This is a genomic window from Leptospira noumeaensis, from assembly GCF_004770765.1.
Taxonomy (GTDB): Bacteria; Spirochaetota; Leptospiria; order Leptospirales; family Leptospiraceae; genus Leptospira_A; species Leptospira_A noumeaensis.
Genome location: NZ_RQFK01000014.1, coordinates 18,300 through 34,869 on the forward strand (window position 1 = coordinate 18,300; position 16,570 = coordinate 34,869).

Genomic DNA, 16,570 nt, shown 5'->3' on the forward strand with positions numbered 1-16,570 from the left:
ATATGCTTATAGAAACCCGGCCGTATAAAAAACTACATTTTGGAATCAGTTTAGGACTGACTGTCTTTTATTCGTCCGCGGTTGTTGTCATCCCACTTCTAGGACTTTTTTTCCATTCCCTGGGGATTGGAGTTTCAGGGATCTTAGAAGTGTTTGCCGATGAAAGAATTCGTTCCGCACTCTTTTTAAGTTTCAGTGTGGGTTTTATTTCTGCCATCATCAATCTCTTTGTTGGATTTTTATTCGCTTGGGTTCTTGTCCGTTACAACTTTCCTTTTAAAAAATTACTCGATACCTTAATCGACTTACCTTTCACCTTACCCACTGCGGTGGCTGGAATTGCTCTCACAACAATTTATTCTCAAAATGGAATCATTGGATCCTACTTTGAACAGTGGGGAATCAAAATTGCTTACACTCCGATTGGAATTGTGATCGCTCTTGTTTTTATTGGTTTTCCTTTTGTCGTACGAACTGTGCAACCTGTGATTGAAGAATTACCAAAGGAACTAGAAGAAAGCGCCCGTTGTCTTGGTGCGACACCTTTCCAAACTTTTTATAAAGTTTTACTTCCCGAACTTTGGCCTTCCCTACTTGCCGGAACAGGAATGGCTTTTGCCAGAAGTATTGGCGAATATGGATCTGTTGTTTTTATTTCCGGAAACATTCCAGGAAAAACAGAAATCCTTCCTCTTCTCATTGTCACCAAACTAGAACAGTACGAATACGAAAAAGCAACTTCCATTGCTCTTGTGATGTTACTCACATCTTTTGTTTTTATGTTTCTAATCAATTTACTCCAAGAACGGGCATCCAAAAAGTTATCATGAAAACTAAAATTTTACCCATTTTCCTGGTGATTTTGGCTTATTTTTTTGCTGGGATCATTTTGATTTTGCCCATTTACACTGTGTTTTCCGAAGCATTTTCAGAAGGTTATACAAAGTATATCGAATCCATTACCGGCGAATATGCTCTTTTTGCAATTGGCCTCACCATTAAAGTATCAGTTGTCTCTGTCATACTCAATACAATCTTTGGTGTGACAGCAGCCTTTACCATCACTAGGTTTCAATTCCCTGGGAAAAATGTTTTAGTCACCATCATCGACTCTCCCTTCGCAGTTTCTCCTGTCGTTTCTGGTCTTATCTTTTTATTGTTATTCGGGAGACAAGGTTACTTTGGTGATTTTCTTTCAACACATGGGATCAAAATTGTTTTTAATACACCGGGCCTTATCCTTGCCACCGTATTCATTACCTTTCCCTTTGTGGCACGGGAACTTGTTCCTTTAATGCAAAGCCAAGGAAGAGAGGAAGAAGAAGCTGGGATGTTACTTGGTGCCAGTTTTTTTCAACTTTTAAAACGAGTGATCCTTCCCAATATCAAATGGGGTTTGTTATATGGAATCATTCTTTGTAATGCAAGGGCTATGGGTGAGTTTGGAGCCGTGTCTGTTCTTAGTGGGCATATTCGCGGAAAAACAACCACCTTACCACTCCATATTGAAATGTTATACAATGAATTTGATTCCGTGGGTGCCTTTTCCTGTGCCACCTTACTTGTGTTTCTCTCTCTACTCACACTTATCTTTAAATTGATTTTGGAAAAACGAACTGCGAGCAAGAAAAATGCCGATTGAAATAAATAACGTTAATAAAACCTTTGGGTCGTTCACCGCTCTAAAAGAAGTCAACCTCTCCATTCCTGATGGAGAACTTGTGGCGCTCCTTGGTCCATCGGGATCAGGAAAAACCACTTTACTCCGAATCATCGCAGGCCTCGAAGAACCTTCGTCAGGGAAGGTAGAGTTTGTAGGAGAAAACCTTTCCAAATCCAAAATTCAAAATGGAGAAGTGGGTTTTGTTTTCCAACATTATGCCCTCTTTCGCCACATGACCATTGCTGAAAACATAGCCTTTGGTTTGGAAGTCAGACCAAAAAACCTGCGACCTTCGAAAAAAGAAATTGGGGAAAAAGTTTCGAAACTCCTCACACTCATCCAATTAGAAAAATTTCATAATCGTTACCCACATGAATTGTCAGGGGGCCAACGCCAACGTGTGGCTCTTGCCCGTGCCCTTGCCATTGAACCAAAATTTTTATTACTCGATGAACCTTTCGGTGCCCTCGATGCCAAAGTCAGAAAGGAACTCAGAAACTGGTTACGAAGACTCCATGATGAAATCCACATAACAAGTGTTTTTGTCACTCATGACCAAGAAGAAGCACTCGAAGTCAGTGACCGAGTTGTCATCCTCAATCATGGCCAACTGGAACAAGTGGGAAGCCCTGACGAAGTGTACAACAAACCCAAGTCTCCTTTTGTTTTTCATTTTCTTGGAGATGTGAATCTTTTCCACGGAAGGATCGAAGAAGGAAAAACAAAAATTGGAAATTTGGCCCTGGATAGCACGGAACACCAAGACGTAAAAGAATCGGTGGCCGTGGCCTATGTTCGTCCTTATGATGTGGAAATTGTCAGAGAGTCTGACCAAGGGATCGCCGCCGAAATCCAATACATCCATTCCACGGGAAGGAATGTGAGAGTGGAACTGAAACGTGTGGACACGGGGACACTCATTGAATCAGTTCTCGAGCAGGAAACCTACCGTCTTTTGAACCTTTTGCCTGGCGAGACGGTCTACCTAAGGATTAAAAAAGCAAAAGTATACGTAGAAGACTTCTCTATCTAGTATTTTCCGCTAATATAGTTTACAAATCGTCCAATATACAAAACATTGGACGGTAGGATTGGAAAAAAATGGGAAATTTGGAAGTTTTGACAGAAACCTATGCCTCCCTCTCCCTGGAACAGGGATTACGACAACTTAGTCTGGACTTCTCCGGAAAAGTTGTTTTCACGACGAGTTTTGGATTGGAAGACCAAGCCATCACTCACGCGATTCTCGCAAACCAAATCGAGATTCGAATCGCAACTCTGGATACAGGCCGCCTCTTCCAAGAAACCTATGATGTTTGGCAAAAAACAAACATTCGTTATGGGGCAAAAATTGAAGCCTTTTATCCAAACGAAAAAGAAATTCAAAACTTTGTGGTAGAGAATGGTCCAAATGCCTTCTATGATTCCCAAGATTTACGAAAAGAATGTTGCCGGATACGTAAACTTGTTCCCCTCGATGCCATTTTAAAAAACACAGAAGTTTGGGTGACGGGACTCCGAAAAGATCAATCCGGATTTCGAACGGAAATGTCTATTTTTGAATCGGATCCTCAAAGAAATTTAATCAAATACCAACCACTACTTTTATGGTCTTTTGAAGATACTTGGAAGTATATCAGAGAACACAATGTACCATACAACCTATTACACGATAAAGGTTTTCCAAGCATTGGTTGTGCTCCCTGCACCCGTGCCATTGAACCAGGGGAAGACTTTCGTGCAGGAAGATGGTGGTGGGAACAAGAATCTAAAAAAGAGTGCGGCTTACACTGGGTAGACGGCAAACTCACACCAAAAAAAGGATAATACCAACATGACCGATTTACATCGACTTTCCCATCTAGACCAACTAGAATCGGAGGCCATTTATATTTTAAGAGAAGTAGCAGCTCAATTTGAAAGACCTGCTCTTTTGTTTTCTGGAGGGAAGGACTCCATTTGTCTTGTACATCTTGCACTTAAAGCCTTTCGACCTGGTAAATTTCCATTTCCTTTAGTTCATATTGATACAGGGCATAACTTTGATGAGGCGCTTAAATTTAGAGACAACCTTGCCGAACGAACTGGTGAAAAACTAATTGTTCGTTATGTACAAGACTCCATCGACCAAGGAAAAGCGGTCGAAGAAAAAGGAAAGTTTCCTAGCCGTAATGCCATCCAAGCTGTGACACTTCTCGATACCATTGCTGAATTTAAGTTTGATGCTTGTATTGGTGGCGCTCGTAGGGATGAAGAAAAAGCTCGTGCTAAAGAAAGAATTTTTTCTGTAAGAGATGAATTTGGATCTTGGGATCCTAAACTACAACGCCCAGAACTTTGGAATATCTATAATGGTAAAATCCATGTGGGTGAAAACGTTAGGGTATTTCCAATCAGTAACTGGACAGAACTTGATGTTTGGGAATACATTCGCAAAGAAAAAATCGAACTCCCTTCCCTATATTTTTCACACCAAAGGGAAATTGTATGGCGAGAAGACCTAGTGTTTCCGGTATCAAAGTTCATCTCTTTAGATAATACAGACAAAGTAGAAACTAGAACCGTTCGTTTCCGAACTGTGGGTGATATGACTTGTACGGCAGCCGTAGAATCAGAAGCCAATTCCATCGACGATATCATTCGTGAAATTCAAATTTCTAGAACCACCGAAAGAGGATCTCGTTTAGATGACAAACGTTCTGAAGCAGCGATGGAAGATAGAAAAAAAGGCGGATACTTTTAATGGATATTTTACGTTTTATTACGGCAGGAAGTGTGGATGATGGGAAATCAACTCTCATCGGACGATTGTTATACGATAGTAAATCAATTTTTCAAGACCAATTAGAAGCCATTGAAAAAGCAGGACAGGTTAATGGTCAAATCAACCTAGCACTACTCACCGATGGATTAAAAGCGGAAAGAGAACAAGGAATCACTATCGATATCGCTTATAAATATTTTTCTACACCAAAAAGAAAGTTTATCATAGCCGATGCACCGGGCCATGTCCAATACACAAGAAACATGGTGACGGGAGCTTCTAACTCTGATCTTGCGATCATTTTAATTGATGCAAGAAAAGGTGTGATCGAACAAACTTACCGCCACTCTTATATTGTTTCCCTACTTCGTATTCCCTATGTTGTTGTATGTATCAATAAAATGGACTTAGTTGATTTTTCGGAAGAGGTGTTTTTAAATATCCAAAAACAATATCTGGAATTTGCCAAAGACCTAGATTTAAAATCCATCCACTTCCTACCTATCTCCGCACTGAACGGGGACAATGTGGTTGATTTATCAACGTCCATGCCTTGGTGGAAAGGAAAATCCCTTCTTGGATTTTTAGAAGGAATCGAAATCCATACAGAAGAAGAATCACCTGCTCCCAGATTTCCTGTTCAAAATGTGATTCGTCCTCAAACAACAGAACACCATGATTACAGAGGTTATGCGGGACAAATCAGAAGTGGACACTTCACTGTTGGTGATTCCATTACCGTTTTACCCAGTGGACTCAAATCCAAAATCAAAGCCATTGATACCTATGCCGGTTCCATAAACACTGCCTATGCCCCAATGTCTGTGGCCATTCGACTGGAAGATGAAATTGATGTGAGTCGGGGAGATATGCTCGTTGTCACAGGACAGGAACCAACCACCTCACAAGATTTGGAAGCCCATATCTGTTGGATGGACCAAAAAGCCATGACACCAGGTTCAAAGTATTTACTCAGACAGACCACAAATGCCGTGAAAGCCTCCATTCGCTCTTTGGAATACCGAGTGGAAACAAGCACCCATGAAAAAAAAGAACAGGCAAGTCTTGGACTCAATGAAATTGGTAAGGTGACGATCAGGACAGCAAAACCTGTAGCCTACGATCCCTATTCCAAAATCAGAGGGACAGGTAGTTTTGTTCTAGTCGATGAAGGAACCAACCAGACCGTGGCAGCGGGGATGTTATTATAGAACTTTAGTTCAATATAACAGATTTTTTCTTGCTATAAAATAACAGGGTTCAATAAGATGGCAGTAGTATGAGCCGAGCCACTACCATTGCCACCCATTGGATTCGAAAGTCCTTCATCGGGGAGACAAAACTTCCCATTGTTTACGAACCTGGAGAGGACAAGGATCTAAAAGACCTAACCGCCTGGATCCAGAAAAACCAGAAAGAATGGCGAGAGGATTTGAAAACCTACGGAGCCATTCTCTTTCGCGGGTTTCCTGTTCACGAAGCATCCGATTTCCAATCCATTCTCTTTGCAACAGAGGAAAAAAAACTCGGCGAATTTTATTTGGGCACCTCTCCCAGAGATCAGGTCGTAAAACACGTGTTTACTGCCAGTGAACTTCCTCCTCACTACCCAATCATGCAACATGCCGAGATGAGTTTTCTCGACAACCCTCCGAAACTTTTATTTTTTTATGCAGAAAAAGCATCCGAAACAGGAGGGGAAACTCCCCTTACCGATCTACGGGAAATTTACAAAGACGTAGATCCTAAAATCAAAGATAAAATTAAAAAATATGGAATTCGTTATAGAAGGCGTTACGATGGTCCGTCTACCACAGCACGTTTTTCCTTATGGAAAACAAAACGTTGGGATGAAATGTTTGGAACGACAAATCTTGATGAAGTAAAAAAGATTTCTGATAAAAACAGATTTAAGTTGGATTGGTCGGGAGTTGATTCCTTAACCATCACCAATGAACAATCTGGTTTCCGCGTCCATCCAGAAGCAAAAACAACTGCATGGCACAACCATTCGCAAACCTTTCACTACCAAGCAGCTGTGAGTGAAGTATGGAAAATTTTCAAAAGACAAAAAACATTTCGTTCTTTTGGTGTGGCACTACTCCTCACTCTTCTAACATTAATCAAACGAATTTCAGGACAAGAGTCTCATGATGTTCATGTCACTTATGGGAATGGGGAAGAGATTTCTGCAGGAGAAATGAAATCCATCACAAATGTTTTTTGGAAACATCTAGTAGCCATTCCTTGGCAAACGGGAGATGTTCTTATCATCGATAACTTATCAGTTTCTCATGGTAGACTTCCCTTCACAGGCCCACGTCGAATTCTCGTAGGATGGTCAGATTAAATGGATATCAATGCAGTTCGCCTCAATTTCAACAAAGACTCAGTTTACCTAATCAATGCACTGGTTGGTTTTATTATGTTTGGGATCGCTTTGGAATTAAAACTCCAAGACTTCAAACATCTTTTGCGTTACCCCAAACCTGCGTTTGTTGGTATTTTTAGCCAATACATACTGTTACCCCTTGCCACCCTTCTCATCATTTGGGTGATCAATCCTCATCCAGGACTTGCTCTCGGAATGGTGCTTGTGGCTGCTTGTCCCGGTGGGAGTATGTCGAACTTTTTCACGCATTTGGCAAAAGGAAATTTAGCACTCTCAGTGAGTCTGACAACTTTTTCCTCAGCATTTTCTTTTATATTAACACCACTTGGATTTTTCTTTTGGGGGAATTTACTCCCAGTCACCAGAGAATATCTTAAGTCCATCTCAGTCAGTCCCTATGAGATTTTGGTTTCCATCACAGTGCTCCTGGTTGTCCCACTGATACTCGGAATTCTCTTTCAAAAACTATTTCCCAAACTCACTCATACAGTGAAAAAAGCCGTACAAAGGATTTCCATTTTATTACTTGGTTTTTTTATTGTGGGAGCACTCGCGAGCAATTTCAAATTCTTCAAAGAATACATCCACCTTCTCTTTGGGCTTGTATTCCTTATGAATTTAGCAGGACTCTCTCTTGGATATTACTTTGCCAAACTATTCCGATTGCCACTAAACGATCGTAAAACGGTGGCTATAGAAACAGGAATTCAAAATTCCAGTCTCGGCCTTGCGATTGTATTTGGGTTTTTTGATGGTCTCGGTGGAATGGCAATGATTTGCGCTTGGTGGGGAATTTGGCACCTAATTGCCGGTGCCGCCGTCGCTACTTATTGGAATAAAACAACTCCGAAAGAATTGGAATCTTAGTTTAAGATTCCAATTCGATTGATGTAATCTCCAAAAGACTCTTTGGTGTTTCTTTCTTTCGAAAACCTTCCAAAGAGTCCATCTAGTTCTTGTAATATCGCAGACTCATCTAAATCTTCTTTATACTTACGATTCAGCCTATAACCTTCCGCATCAGCGCCTAAGTGTAAATTGTATTTCCCGTAAGAAGTTCCGACAAGACCAATCTCTGAAATGTATGGCCTTGCACATCCATTCGGACAACCTGTCATCCGGATGGAAACTGGTTCGTCAGAGAGTCCATGTTTTCCAAGAATAGGTTCAATTTTATCGATGAGGCTTGGTAGGTATCGTTGTGCTTCTGCAAGTGCCAAAGAACAGGTGTTTAATGCCACACAGGCAATGGAGTTCTTTCTAATTTGCGAAACTTCATTTGTTTTGCGATGAACACCGAACTTCACCAAGATGGATTCAATCAGATCTTTATCTTTTGGAAAAATATCAGATAGGATCAGGTTTTGGTTACAAGTAAAACGGAAAGTGGCTCTTCTCGTTTTAGAAACTTCAAGAAGGGCCGTTTTTAAATTATAACCATGTTCATCACAAACACGTCCATTTTCCACAAATACCGTATAATGCCAGTTACCCGCAACGTCTTGTTTCCATCCAAAATCATCAGACCTTTGTGTGAACTGATAATCCTTGGCCGGTTCAAAACTAATTCCTACTCGTTTTTCTACTTCTCGTTTGTAAAACTCTACACCAAGACGATCCAAAGTATATTTCAAACGAGATAACTTTCGATCTTCCCTATTTCCAAAATCTCTTTGGACAGTTACAATTTCGTATACTACCTTTAAGATATCTTTTTTAGGAATAAAACCGAATACAGTTCCTACTCTTGGGTAAGTGTCTGGATTTCCATGAGTGGTACCAAGACCTCCACCAACAGCCACATTAAAGCCAAGGAGTTGGCCATTTTCGATGATAGCGATAAGACCTATATCATTTGTGAAAAGATCCACATCATTGTAAGGGGGAATCGCAATCGCAATTTTAAACTTACGTGGAAGATACACATCTTTATATAGTGGATCCTCCGGTTCTTCTTTTTCTGCTAAAAGATTTTCATCGAGCCAAATTTCGTAATAAGCTCTTGTTTTGGGTAATAATGATCTACTAATTTCGCCAGCGTATCCAAACACTTCTTTGTGTAAGGGACTTGTTGCTGGATTAGAGGTACAAGTTACGTTACGGTTCACATCCCCACATGCTGCAATGGAATCCAAAAATACAGAATCAAATGCTTTGATGGTTGGTTTAATTTTTGATTTTAAAATACCATGAAGTTGAACCGTTTGTCGTGTGGTGATTTTGATGGTTCCTGTGGAATTTTCACCAGCAACATTATGTAATGCTTCCCAATGAACAGGACCTATCATTCCACCTGGAATTCGCAAACGAATCATAAAGGAATACAAACGTTCTAATTTTTTTGCGGCCCGTTCTTCTCTACGATCTCTATCATCTTGTTGGTACATTCCATGAAACTTAAGTAGAAGTTGGTCATCAGAACGAAGTGATCCTGTATGTTCATCCTTCAAACTTAATGCTAATGAACCTCTTAGTCCTCGACTGAGGCGTTTTACTTTTTCCGCTAATGTTTCTTTTTTTTGTTCTGCCATGATTACCTCAGTATACGTCCTTAATGTAGCGACCGGCTTCTTCCAATTCTTTTAGATAATCGGAAGCATCTTTTCCTGTATCAAATGTTCTTTCTGATAAAATTTCAATGAGTTTGCGGTCGACATCCTTACTCATTGGATCTTTTGACCCACAAAGATAAATCACTGCTCCATTTTCGATCCATTTCAGAAGTTCTGCAGCATTTTCACCCATTCTGTCTTGCACATATACTTTCTGTTTTGTGTCTCTGGAAAAAGCAGCATTTAACCTGTGCAATACGCCAGTATCCATCAGTTCCAAAAGTTCTGTTTGGTAATAAAAATCGGAGACAAAATTTCTTTCTCCAAAAAATAACCAGTTTTTGCCGTTCCCGGAATTTTGTTCTCTTTCAAATAAAAAACTTCTGAAAGGAGCAATTCCAGTCCCCGGCCCAATCATGATGATATCCGTATCAGGACTTGGCAATCGAAAGGAATTATTTCTTTGAATGAAAAAAGGAACCACGTCTCCTTCTTTCAATTCTGACAAAAAACCAGAACAAAAACCGGTTTTGATTCCCGTAAATGTTTCGATCTCCACCTCTGCCACTGTTAGATGTACTTCCTCTTCCCCATGTGCCGATGGACTGGAGGCAATGGAATAATACCTAGGAACAATCGGCTCTAAAATATCCACAAGAGTTTGGAGTTCTAATTGTTTTTCAGAAGGATTTAATGTTAATAAAACATCCAAATCCAATTTACCCGAAGGTAGTTCTTTTCCAATGAGTCCTGCATATTTTTGAATGACACGGTCTGGCAAAAAACGAATTGAAACTTTTTTACGAAATAAATCATAAGCCATCCATGTTTCCCCTTTATAGGTAACACGAGTTTCACGATCTGTTTTTAATAAGGATAAAATTCTGTTTACTTCATCCTCACGGTTATAAGCAAGAAAACCTGCACTATCCCCAGGAAGATAATCGATCGGCACAGTGGTTTTGATTTCAATATGTCTGGTTGATTTACTAGCACCAACATCATTCAAAACAATATTTGTGACAACTGCCCCTTCATAAACAACCTTTCCACCAGATGTCGGTTTTGACGCAGGATTCTGAGTTGGTTTAGGACTTTGCGTAGTTGCTGTTTTAGAATGTGCATTGAGCTTGGAGATGAGTTCACTCATCCATGGTTTTGCGACCAAATCAAAATCTACGTCACACTTACCTAATGGTTGAATCCGTTCTGCACCTAACTTTTCTAACATGGAATCAACATCTTCACCCGTTTGGCAAAATAGTGGGTAACTCGTATCACCTAACCCGAGTACTGCAAATTTTACTTTTGATAATGAGTCTTTGGAATCATTTAAAATTTGAATGAATGGTTTGGCTGCTTGGGGCGGTTCCCCATCCCCATGTGTGGATACTACCACAAATAAGTATTCTTCTTCTTTGAGATCTTTTGCTTTATACGTATCAGTACTTTTTAATTTTGCAGAAACACCCAACTCTTTTAGTTTTTTAACAAGTTCCGTTCCAAGTTTCTTTGAGTTCCCTGTTTCTGTTCCGTAAACCACGCTGCATTGGATGGGTTGGGTTTTTAAATTTCCATGTAAAGGGTCTGTTCCCGAATCTATACTCACGGGAGGAGTGAGGGAAACATCAACACTTCCTCCAATGCTTGCCTGCGTGAGAGCAGACAAATATCCGGACATCCACACCCATTCATCTTTGGTGGATTCCTTCAGTAACTGTAAAAATCGATTGCGTTTCTCATCGGATAGCATAAAAACCTATTTTTGATTTGGATTCCAGTAAAACATCCAAAAAGTCTGATAAATTGAATCTTTCCCCAGAGATATACCCCAAGTAAACCAAAAAAATGGAGATTTTGTGGAAATAATTAGCCAATCACTTGACTATTTCTTACGATATCGCAAGGTATAACAGATATGTCCTCCAATAAGACAGAACATGGATTTGTCAGTTTTGTGAGTGGTGGCCCTGGCCCCATTGACCTTTTGACCCTCCGAGGACGGAGTCGTATCGAATCCGCTGACGTCATTCTCTATGATGCCCTTCTTGATCCCGGTTTTTTAGACTTATTTCCCGAGAGCGCACAAATCCTTTATGTCGGAAAAAGAGCCTCGGAACACGCCCGCACCCAATCAGAAATCAATTCCCTTCTTGTTGAATTCGCCACCCAAGGAAAACATGTGGTTCGTTTGAAAGGAGGTGACGCTTCTATTTTTGGAAGACTCGCAGAAGAGATCCAAAGTTTAGAAGGAGCGGGAATCTCTTTTGAGGTAATCCCTGGAGTGAGTTCCGTAACTACCGGTGTTGCTGAGCTAGGTCTCTCACTGACTGTTCGTGGAATTTCCAGACAAATCATCATCCTTGACGGTCATACCATTTTAGAAGATGAACGCAGTTGGATCGGGATGGAAAATTTTTTAGGAACCATTGCCATTCTCATGGGAAGTAAAAAAACAAAGGAACTTGCAGAAACTCTCATCCAGAAGGGAATCAAAGGGGAAACACCTATCGTTCTTGCAGAAAATGTGGGAAGAGGAAATCCGATTTATACAACATCTACTCTCGCAGAAACAGCGTTAGACGAAATCAAAAAACAATCCACTGGCCCAGGAATTCTTTATGTAGGAGAGGTGATTCGTCCTTTACTCGATCGTATGGAAAAATCTCTCGGCCTTACTGCAAAAAAATCAAACTAAAATGAATTTTAAAAAATATCCCATCTTCCTCAATTTAGAGAATAAAAATATTCTGATTGTTGGCGGAGGGAACGCTTGTTTAGAGAAACTAAATGGTCTCGAATTTACTGGTGCTAAAATCCATATCATCTCAATCAATTTTAGCCCTGAGGTAAAAAATTTTTTAGCAAAGTATCCAAACATCGCCACAGAAGAACGTGCTGTGAGAGAAGAAGATCTAAATCATCGGGATATTATTTTTTTAGGAACCAGTGATTCAAACACAAATCAAAAATTTAGAGCCCTCGCCAAAGAAAAAGGGATCTGGGTCAATTCAGTGGATGATCCAAAAAATTGTGACTTTTATTCTTCTTCTTCCGTATCCATTGGCCCTGTACAATTTGCAATCTCCACCGATGGAAAGTTTGCTGGAGTGTCCTCTACACTACGAAAAATTTTTGAAGAAATTCTTCCTGAAGAGGATCATGAACTTATGGAAACTCTTTTTGAAATGCGGAGGAACTTAAAAACTATCCTTCCTAAAGATGAAGAAAGAAGACTCGCCTTAAAAGAAATCGTCCAAAACTTAAATTCAAAATACTTTCATAAATCCTAATTTGTATCAGGATAAATCTGAATGGTTGTGATTTGGTGTTCGTTTGACCAAACCGAATGTAAGGGAATATTCACAACTAACTTTTCATTACTATCGAGTCTTGCCGTCCACTCACCCGGAGTTCTTGGATCTGCAAATTTCACCTTTTTAATCGGAAATGGAAATTGAATTTCAAACTGAATGAACTCAACAAGTGTGTTGAACCTAAGTAAATCATCTCGAAGTTTTGCTTCAGTTAAAATGGAGTTAATTTCATCTCTATTGATTTCCAAAGCTGACAAAAGCTGCGAAGACTTACTAGTATCCACAACCAGTTGGATTTCAGGAATTTGATCTTCTGTAAATTGAATGAATCGAAATCCTGGAGGAAGTATATGAGTATAATTTTGAAACCGATACGCCCTTTCTCTGATGCTGATTTCTAATTCACCATTGGGAACAAGTCCCGTCCCAAAAAACATCCCAGATGGTTTTTTTGTAATTTTTTTCTGATACAAAACCAAATCACCAGAGAGATCCGGTTTAATCTTTATTTTAATATTTCCACCAGCACAGGCAGAAAACAACAGACAGAAAAAAAAGGAAATTGAAATCAGTTTCATATCGCCAATAGAAACATTTGTGGTAAGATAACAGAACTAAAAAATGATCTATCCAAAACAGTTTCATGGAAAAGCGAAAGATGTTTCGCTCGAATCGCATTTTTACACGCGTTTTTCTGAGGAAATTCGCTTAAATTGTAATATTTATTATTCCATCACTCTAATCACACCAGATGTACCCATGCGTGAAATTGATTTCCTTGTGGTCTCACCCTACGGTGTGATCACCATTGAATTAAAAAATGGAAGGTGGAGACAAAAAAAAGGAGAATGGGAATTTTATAATGTGAGGCAAAGGGAATGGAAACCCGTGGAAGGGAAATCTTATTCTAACCCCATCGAACAAGTGGTGACACAAAGAGATTTAGTTAGGGAGTTTTTTAAAAACCACAACCAACTCACCGATTTATTTCCAGAAGATTATTATGATAGTGCTATTTTCTTTCTTAAAAATGAAAGAAAAGAATTTCACTTACCCAATGACAGACATCTCTATGTATTGGGAGGAAAAGAAGTTAGGGACGAGATAAGTTTAAATTCTATTATCGAATCAATCCTATTTCGATACAACCGAGAACCATTACCAGAATCCGTTTTAGTCAAAGCTCACGAAATTATCAAAAAAAATCTAAACTTCTTCCAAACCTTTCGATCCCAAAATGAAAAAGAAGAAGAGACTCTATTGTTTTTTACGAAAGAACAATTTGAACTTGTGGAAGGAATCAGTCGTTACCCACATAACTTAGTTTTTGGAAGTAATGGTTCAGGAAAATCGATTTTAGCCGGTGAGTTGGCATTACAAAATGCTAGGCTTGGAAAAAAAGTTTTATTGTGGCAAGGTGCAAAAGCACTCTATGAAATCTGGAAAGAAGAACTCAAAAACATTCCAGAAAAAGAGAATATCGAACTCATTTTTAACTTAAATGAATTAAATCACAATCATATCGACATTCTCATTGCAGATGGGATTGAAGAAATCATCGAACAATCACCAGAAAATGAAATGTATTTATACCTCTCAAAGTTTTTTTGGGAAAACAAAAATTGGATTCTATTTATTTCACGTAGATTCAAATATTCAAAGTCACCTTTGTTAAATTACTGGAATTCCCTTTCTATCCATATCTGGGACATCACTAGAAATATCAGAAATTCACCTGAAATAGTTCATTTTGCCAATACCTTACTTGCTGATTTTTCGGAATCATCTGTCCAAGGTCATTTTTCCGATGTACAATTGATCAAAGTAGACGATGACATAACAGACCAAATACGATGGTGTTTTGGTTATGCAAAAAAAGTTTTAGAAGTAGTAAACGATGAAATTGTAGTTATTTACTATTCTGAAGAATATGTTTTACAAAGTAGATTGAAACAATACCTAGATGAAAATGGAATGCGAAACTATTCCCATAAAGAATTTTCAGGAATGGAAGAAACTTGTGGAATCCTCATTGGATTTGAAAACTGGGATCAAACTGAAACAAAAACCATCCTTGCGGAAACTATTTTAAAAATTAGAAGTTTGGTATGTGTCTTTTATCCACCTAACGAAGAAGTGGTGATCCAAAACATTTTAAAAAAAGGTGACTCTGGCCCGTAAGCCGGATTCTGTTTTATGCGATCATTTATCTGATGCTCTCTACCCACAACCTGGCGGGACAAACTCATAACGGTTGTTTACTTGAGATTGCACATCGGAGGGTTTACCATGCCTCTATTTTTACAAACAGAGCGGTGGGCTCTTACTCCACCATTTCACCCTTACCTACCGAGGTAGGCGGTTTACTTTCTGTTGCACTTTCCGTCCCTTAAATTCCATTTCTGGAATCCAAAAGCCCAAGTGTTACTTGGTCCGATTGTCCCCTAGTGTCCGGACTTTCCTCCCCCTTCCCTCCAGAAGGAAGGAAAAAGGCGATCGCTCGGCCAGAGTCAGTTTCATTAGAAAGTCAGTGTAAAAATCGTCCATGAGTATTTCTTCCCATTGGCACAAAATATGCAAACTAACTAGGACAGAGTCAGTGAGGCTTTAGATTGTATGACCAAATACCAAATTGCTACAATATTCATCATTTCTTTTGGTTTGCATGCAAATCCTGTTTTTGATGAGTCTGCCGATGACATTCTAAGGAATACGAGATTGTCTCGGATTCCATCTGTCATTGCAGGTCTCGAAGAACGAGCCATCCAAAAGATGGAAACAAATGACCTGATTTCTGCCAGGGAAGATCTAAAAAAAGCCATCCAACTCAAACACGCAATTGGAATGAAAGAATCCGAAGGAAGCGCCAGTCTCCTTTTGCAAATCTCAAAGTTAGAATCAAAACTAGGGAATCGGTGTGAAGCCAATCAATATTCGCATTTAGCAAAAAGAATTGCTCTCCGCATTGGAGTCAATCTCGGAGCGGTAGCTTTTGATCGTGCCGTCATTCCAGACAACCGAAAGCCAGAAGGTTGCGTAGAAGTATCCTGGCTAAAAGAGTAAACTCAAGTCACCTTCAGTTAAGGTAAGTGAGTTTATTTAGAATGTTAGTATCCCTCGAAACCCTCTGACAATTGTGAGTGGGTTTACTTTTTAATAGGACTTTCAACTTGAACTTCCCTTGTGAGACTCTACTATTTCTTTGCCTACGTTACTTGATGTAGCCGGTAACGATTGAAATCCACTGAAAAAGGTAAGTGACTTACTTTTTTCAGCCAGGCAAGTTTTCGCCTGGATTTCCAAAGTAAGCCAGATTCATTCGATAGCGACTCTCAAAAGTGAAGGTGTTTCTTTCGAAAGCCATGTTCTCATCCCAGTGAATGAAAGGAGAAACTCAGTTTCTATAAAAATCTAAATTCCAATCCCTACCAAATTTGATTTCCAAAAGAACCGTTTCATTGATTAAAAAATCCTCTCATTCCTTTTGGAATTTTAAAGAAGCAGAGTTCACACAATACCGTAAACCCGTGGGCCTTGGACCATCTGGAAAAACATGACCGAGGTGAGCTCCACAGTTCTGGCAAAGAATTTCTGTCCGAACCATTCCATGTGTCTGGTCTGATTCTGTTATGACTGCTTCTTTTTTTACTGGCTCATAATAACTAGGCCAACCACTCCCCGAATCATACTTCGCTTGAGAGGAAAACAAAGCCTCTCCACAACATACACAAAGGTAAGTCCCCTTCTCTTTATGTTCATAGTATTCACCAGTGAACGGGCGTTCGGTGCCTTTTTCCCTTGTGACTTGGTATTGTAAGGGAGTGAGTTTTTCCTTCCAGTTTTCTTCGTTCATCATAAACCATTCCTTATTAATTGAGACTT

At 39.5% G+C, this 16,570-nt stretch carries 15 protein-coding genes, 1 other RNA gene and 1 pseudogene; 12 read left to right on the plus strand and 5 right to left on the minus strand.

What is annotated here, in order from left to right; all coding sequences use genetic code 11:
* The first annotated feature begins 2 nt into the window (after positions 1–2).
* The 8 genes from cysT to EHQ24_RS06135 all read left to right on the plus strand — a co-directional run bounded on the left by cysT (position 3) and on the right by EHQ24_RS06135 (position 7,686).
* Positions 3–830 carry a sulfate ABC transporter permease subunit CysT gene (gene cysT, locus EHQ24_RS06100; RefSeq protein WP_135600791.1) on the plus strand — a complete coding sequence of 276 codons (828 nt, stop codon included), beginning with the start codon at positions 3–5 and terminating at the stop codon, positions 828–830.
* Positions 827–1,642, plus strand: coding sequence for a sulfate ABC transporter permease subunit CysW (gene cysW, locus EHQ24_RS06105; protein ID WP_135600792.1), 816 nt, complete (start codon positions 827–829; stop codon positions 1,640–1,642). Before cysT ends, cysW begins: the two co-directional genes overlap by 4 nt.
* Positions 1,632–2,696, plus strand: a complete 1,065-nt coding sequence (locus tag EHQ24_RS06110; RefSeq protein WP_135600793.1) for a sulfate/molybdate ABC transporter ATP-binding protein — start codon at positions 1,632–1,634, stop codon at positions 2,694–2,696. Before cysW ends, EHQ24_RS06110 begins: the two co-directional genes overlap by 11 nt.
* A 68-nt stretch (positions 2,697–2,764) precedes the next feature.
* A complete protein-coding gene (locus EHQ24_RS06115; RefSeq protein ID WP_135600794.1) occupies positions 2,765–3,490 on the plus strand; it encodes a phosphoadenylyl-sulfate reductase in 726 nt (241 codons plus the stop codon).
* Between the two features lie 7 nt (positions 3,491–3,497).
* Positions 3,498–4,406 carry a sulfate adenylyltransferase subunit CysD gene (gene cysD / locus EHQ24_RS06120; RefSeq protein ID WP_135600795.1) on the plus strand — a complete coding sequence of 303 codons (909 nt, stop codon included), beginning with the start codon at positions 3,498–3,500 and terminating at the stop codon, positions 4,404–4,406.
* On the plus strand, positions 4,406–5,638 hold the full coding sequence (locus EHQ24_RS06125) for a sulfate adenylyltransferase subunit 1 (protein ID WP_135600796.1): 1,233 nt from the start codon (positions 4,406–4,408) through the stop codon (positions 5,636–5,638). The genes cysD and EHQ24_RS06125 overlap by 1 nt, the downstream gene beginning before the upstream one ends.
* Before the next feature lie 68 nt (positions 5,639–5,706).
* The gene (locus EHQ24_RS06130) at positions 5,707–6,777 is read left to right on the plus strand and encodes a TauD/TfdA family dioxygenase (protein ID WP_135600797.1); all 1,071 of its coding nucleotides are present in this window, start codon (positions 5,707–5,709) and stop codon (positions 6,775–6,777) included.
* A complete protein-coding gene (locus EHQ24_RS06135) occupies positions 6,778–7,686 on the plus strand; it encodes a bile acid:sodium symporter family protein (protein WP_135600798.1) in 909 nt (302 codons plus the stop codon).
* Here EHQ24_RS06135 and EHQ24_RS06140 read toward each other — a convergent pair.
* A complete protein-coding gene (locus EHQ24_RS06140) occupies positions 7,683–9,350 on the minus strand; it encodes an NADPH-dependent assimilatory sulfite reductase hemoprotein subunit (protein ID WP_135600799.1) in 1,668 nt (555 codons plus the stop codon). The two genes, EHQ24_RS06135 and EHQ24_RS06140, sit on opposite strands and share 4 nt — an antisense overlap.
* Before the next feature lie 7 nt (positions 9,351–9,357).
* Positions 9,358–11,124 (minus strand): diflavin oxidoreductase, encoded by a 1,767-nt coding sequence (locus EHQ24_RS06145; protein WP_135600800.1) that lies wholly within the window; start codon positions 11,122–11,124, stop codon positions 9,358–9,360.
* A gap of 165 nt (positions 11,125–11,289) precedes the next feature.
* On the opposite strand from EHQ24_RS06145, the gene cobA reads away from it, so the two are divergent.
* Together cobA and EHQ24_RS06155 are read left to right on the plus strand one after the other, a co-directional pair.
* Complete coding sequence (gene cobA, locus EHQ24_RS06150; protein WP_135600801.1) at positions 11,290–12,069, plus strand: uroporphyrinogen-III C-methyltransferase; 780 nt, start codon at positions 11,290–11,292, stop codon at positions 12,067–12,069.
* Position 12,070: 1 nt separating this feature from the next.
* A complete protein-coding gene (locus tag EHQ24_RS06155; protein ID WP_135600802.1) occupies positions 12,071–12,664 on the plus strand; it encodes a precorrin-2 dehydrogenase/sirohydrochlorin ferrochelatase family protein in 594 nt (197 codons plus the stop codon).
* Here EHQ24_RS06155 and EHQ24_RS06160 read toward each other — a convergent pair.
* Positions 12,661–13,266: an LBF_1134 family protein gene (locus EHQ24_RS06160; protein ID WP_208725723.1), complete on the minus strand. Its 606-nt coding sequence runs from the start codon at positions 13,264–13,266 to the stop codon at positions 12,661–12,663. The genes EHQ24_RS06155 and EHQ24_RS06160 overlap by 4 nt on opposite strands.
* A gap of 43 nt (positions 13,267–13,309) precedes the next feature.
* Here EHQ24_RS06160 and EHQ24_RS19470 point away from each other — a divergent pair.
* Positions 13,310–13,699, plus strand: a pseudogene (locus EHQ24_RS19470) (nuclease-related domain-containing protein); the annotation flags it as partial.
* A gap of 1,151 nt (positions 13,700–14,850) precedes the next feature.
* Here EHQ24_RS19470 and rnpB read toward each other — a convergent pair.
* An RNA gene (gene rnpB / locus EHQ24_RS06170) (RNase P RNA component class A) lies at positions 14,851–15,200 on the minus strand.
* A 104-nt stretch (positions 15,201–15,304) separates the two neighbouring features.
* On the opposite strand from rnpB, the gene EHQ24_RS06175 reads away from it, so the two are divergent.
* A complete protein-coding gene (locus EHQ24_RS06175; RefSeq protein ID WP_135600803.1) occupies positions 15,305–15,751 on the plus strand; it encodes an LEPBI_I1174 family sigma 54-regulated protein in 447 nt (148 codons plus the stop codon).
* Positions 15,752–16,163: 412 nt separating this feature from the next.
* Here the strand turns inward: EHQ24_RS06175 and msrB are convergent, their stop codons facing one another.
* The gene (msrB, locus tag EHQ24_RS06180) at positions 16,164–16,544 is read right to left on the minus strand and encodes a peptide-methionine (R)-S-oxide reductase MsrB (protein ID WP_135600804.1); all 381 of its coding nucleotides are present in this window, start codon (positions 16,542–16,544) and stop codon (positions 16,164–16,166) included.
* Between the last annotated feature and the right edge of the window lie 26 nt (positions 16,545–16,570).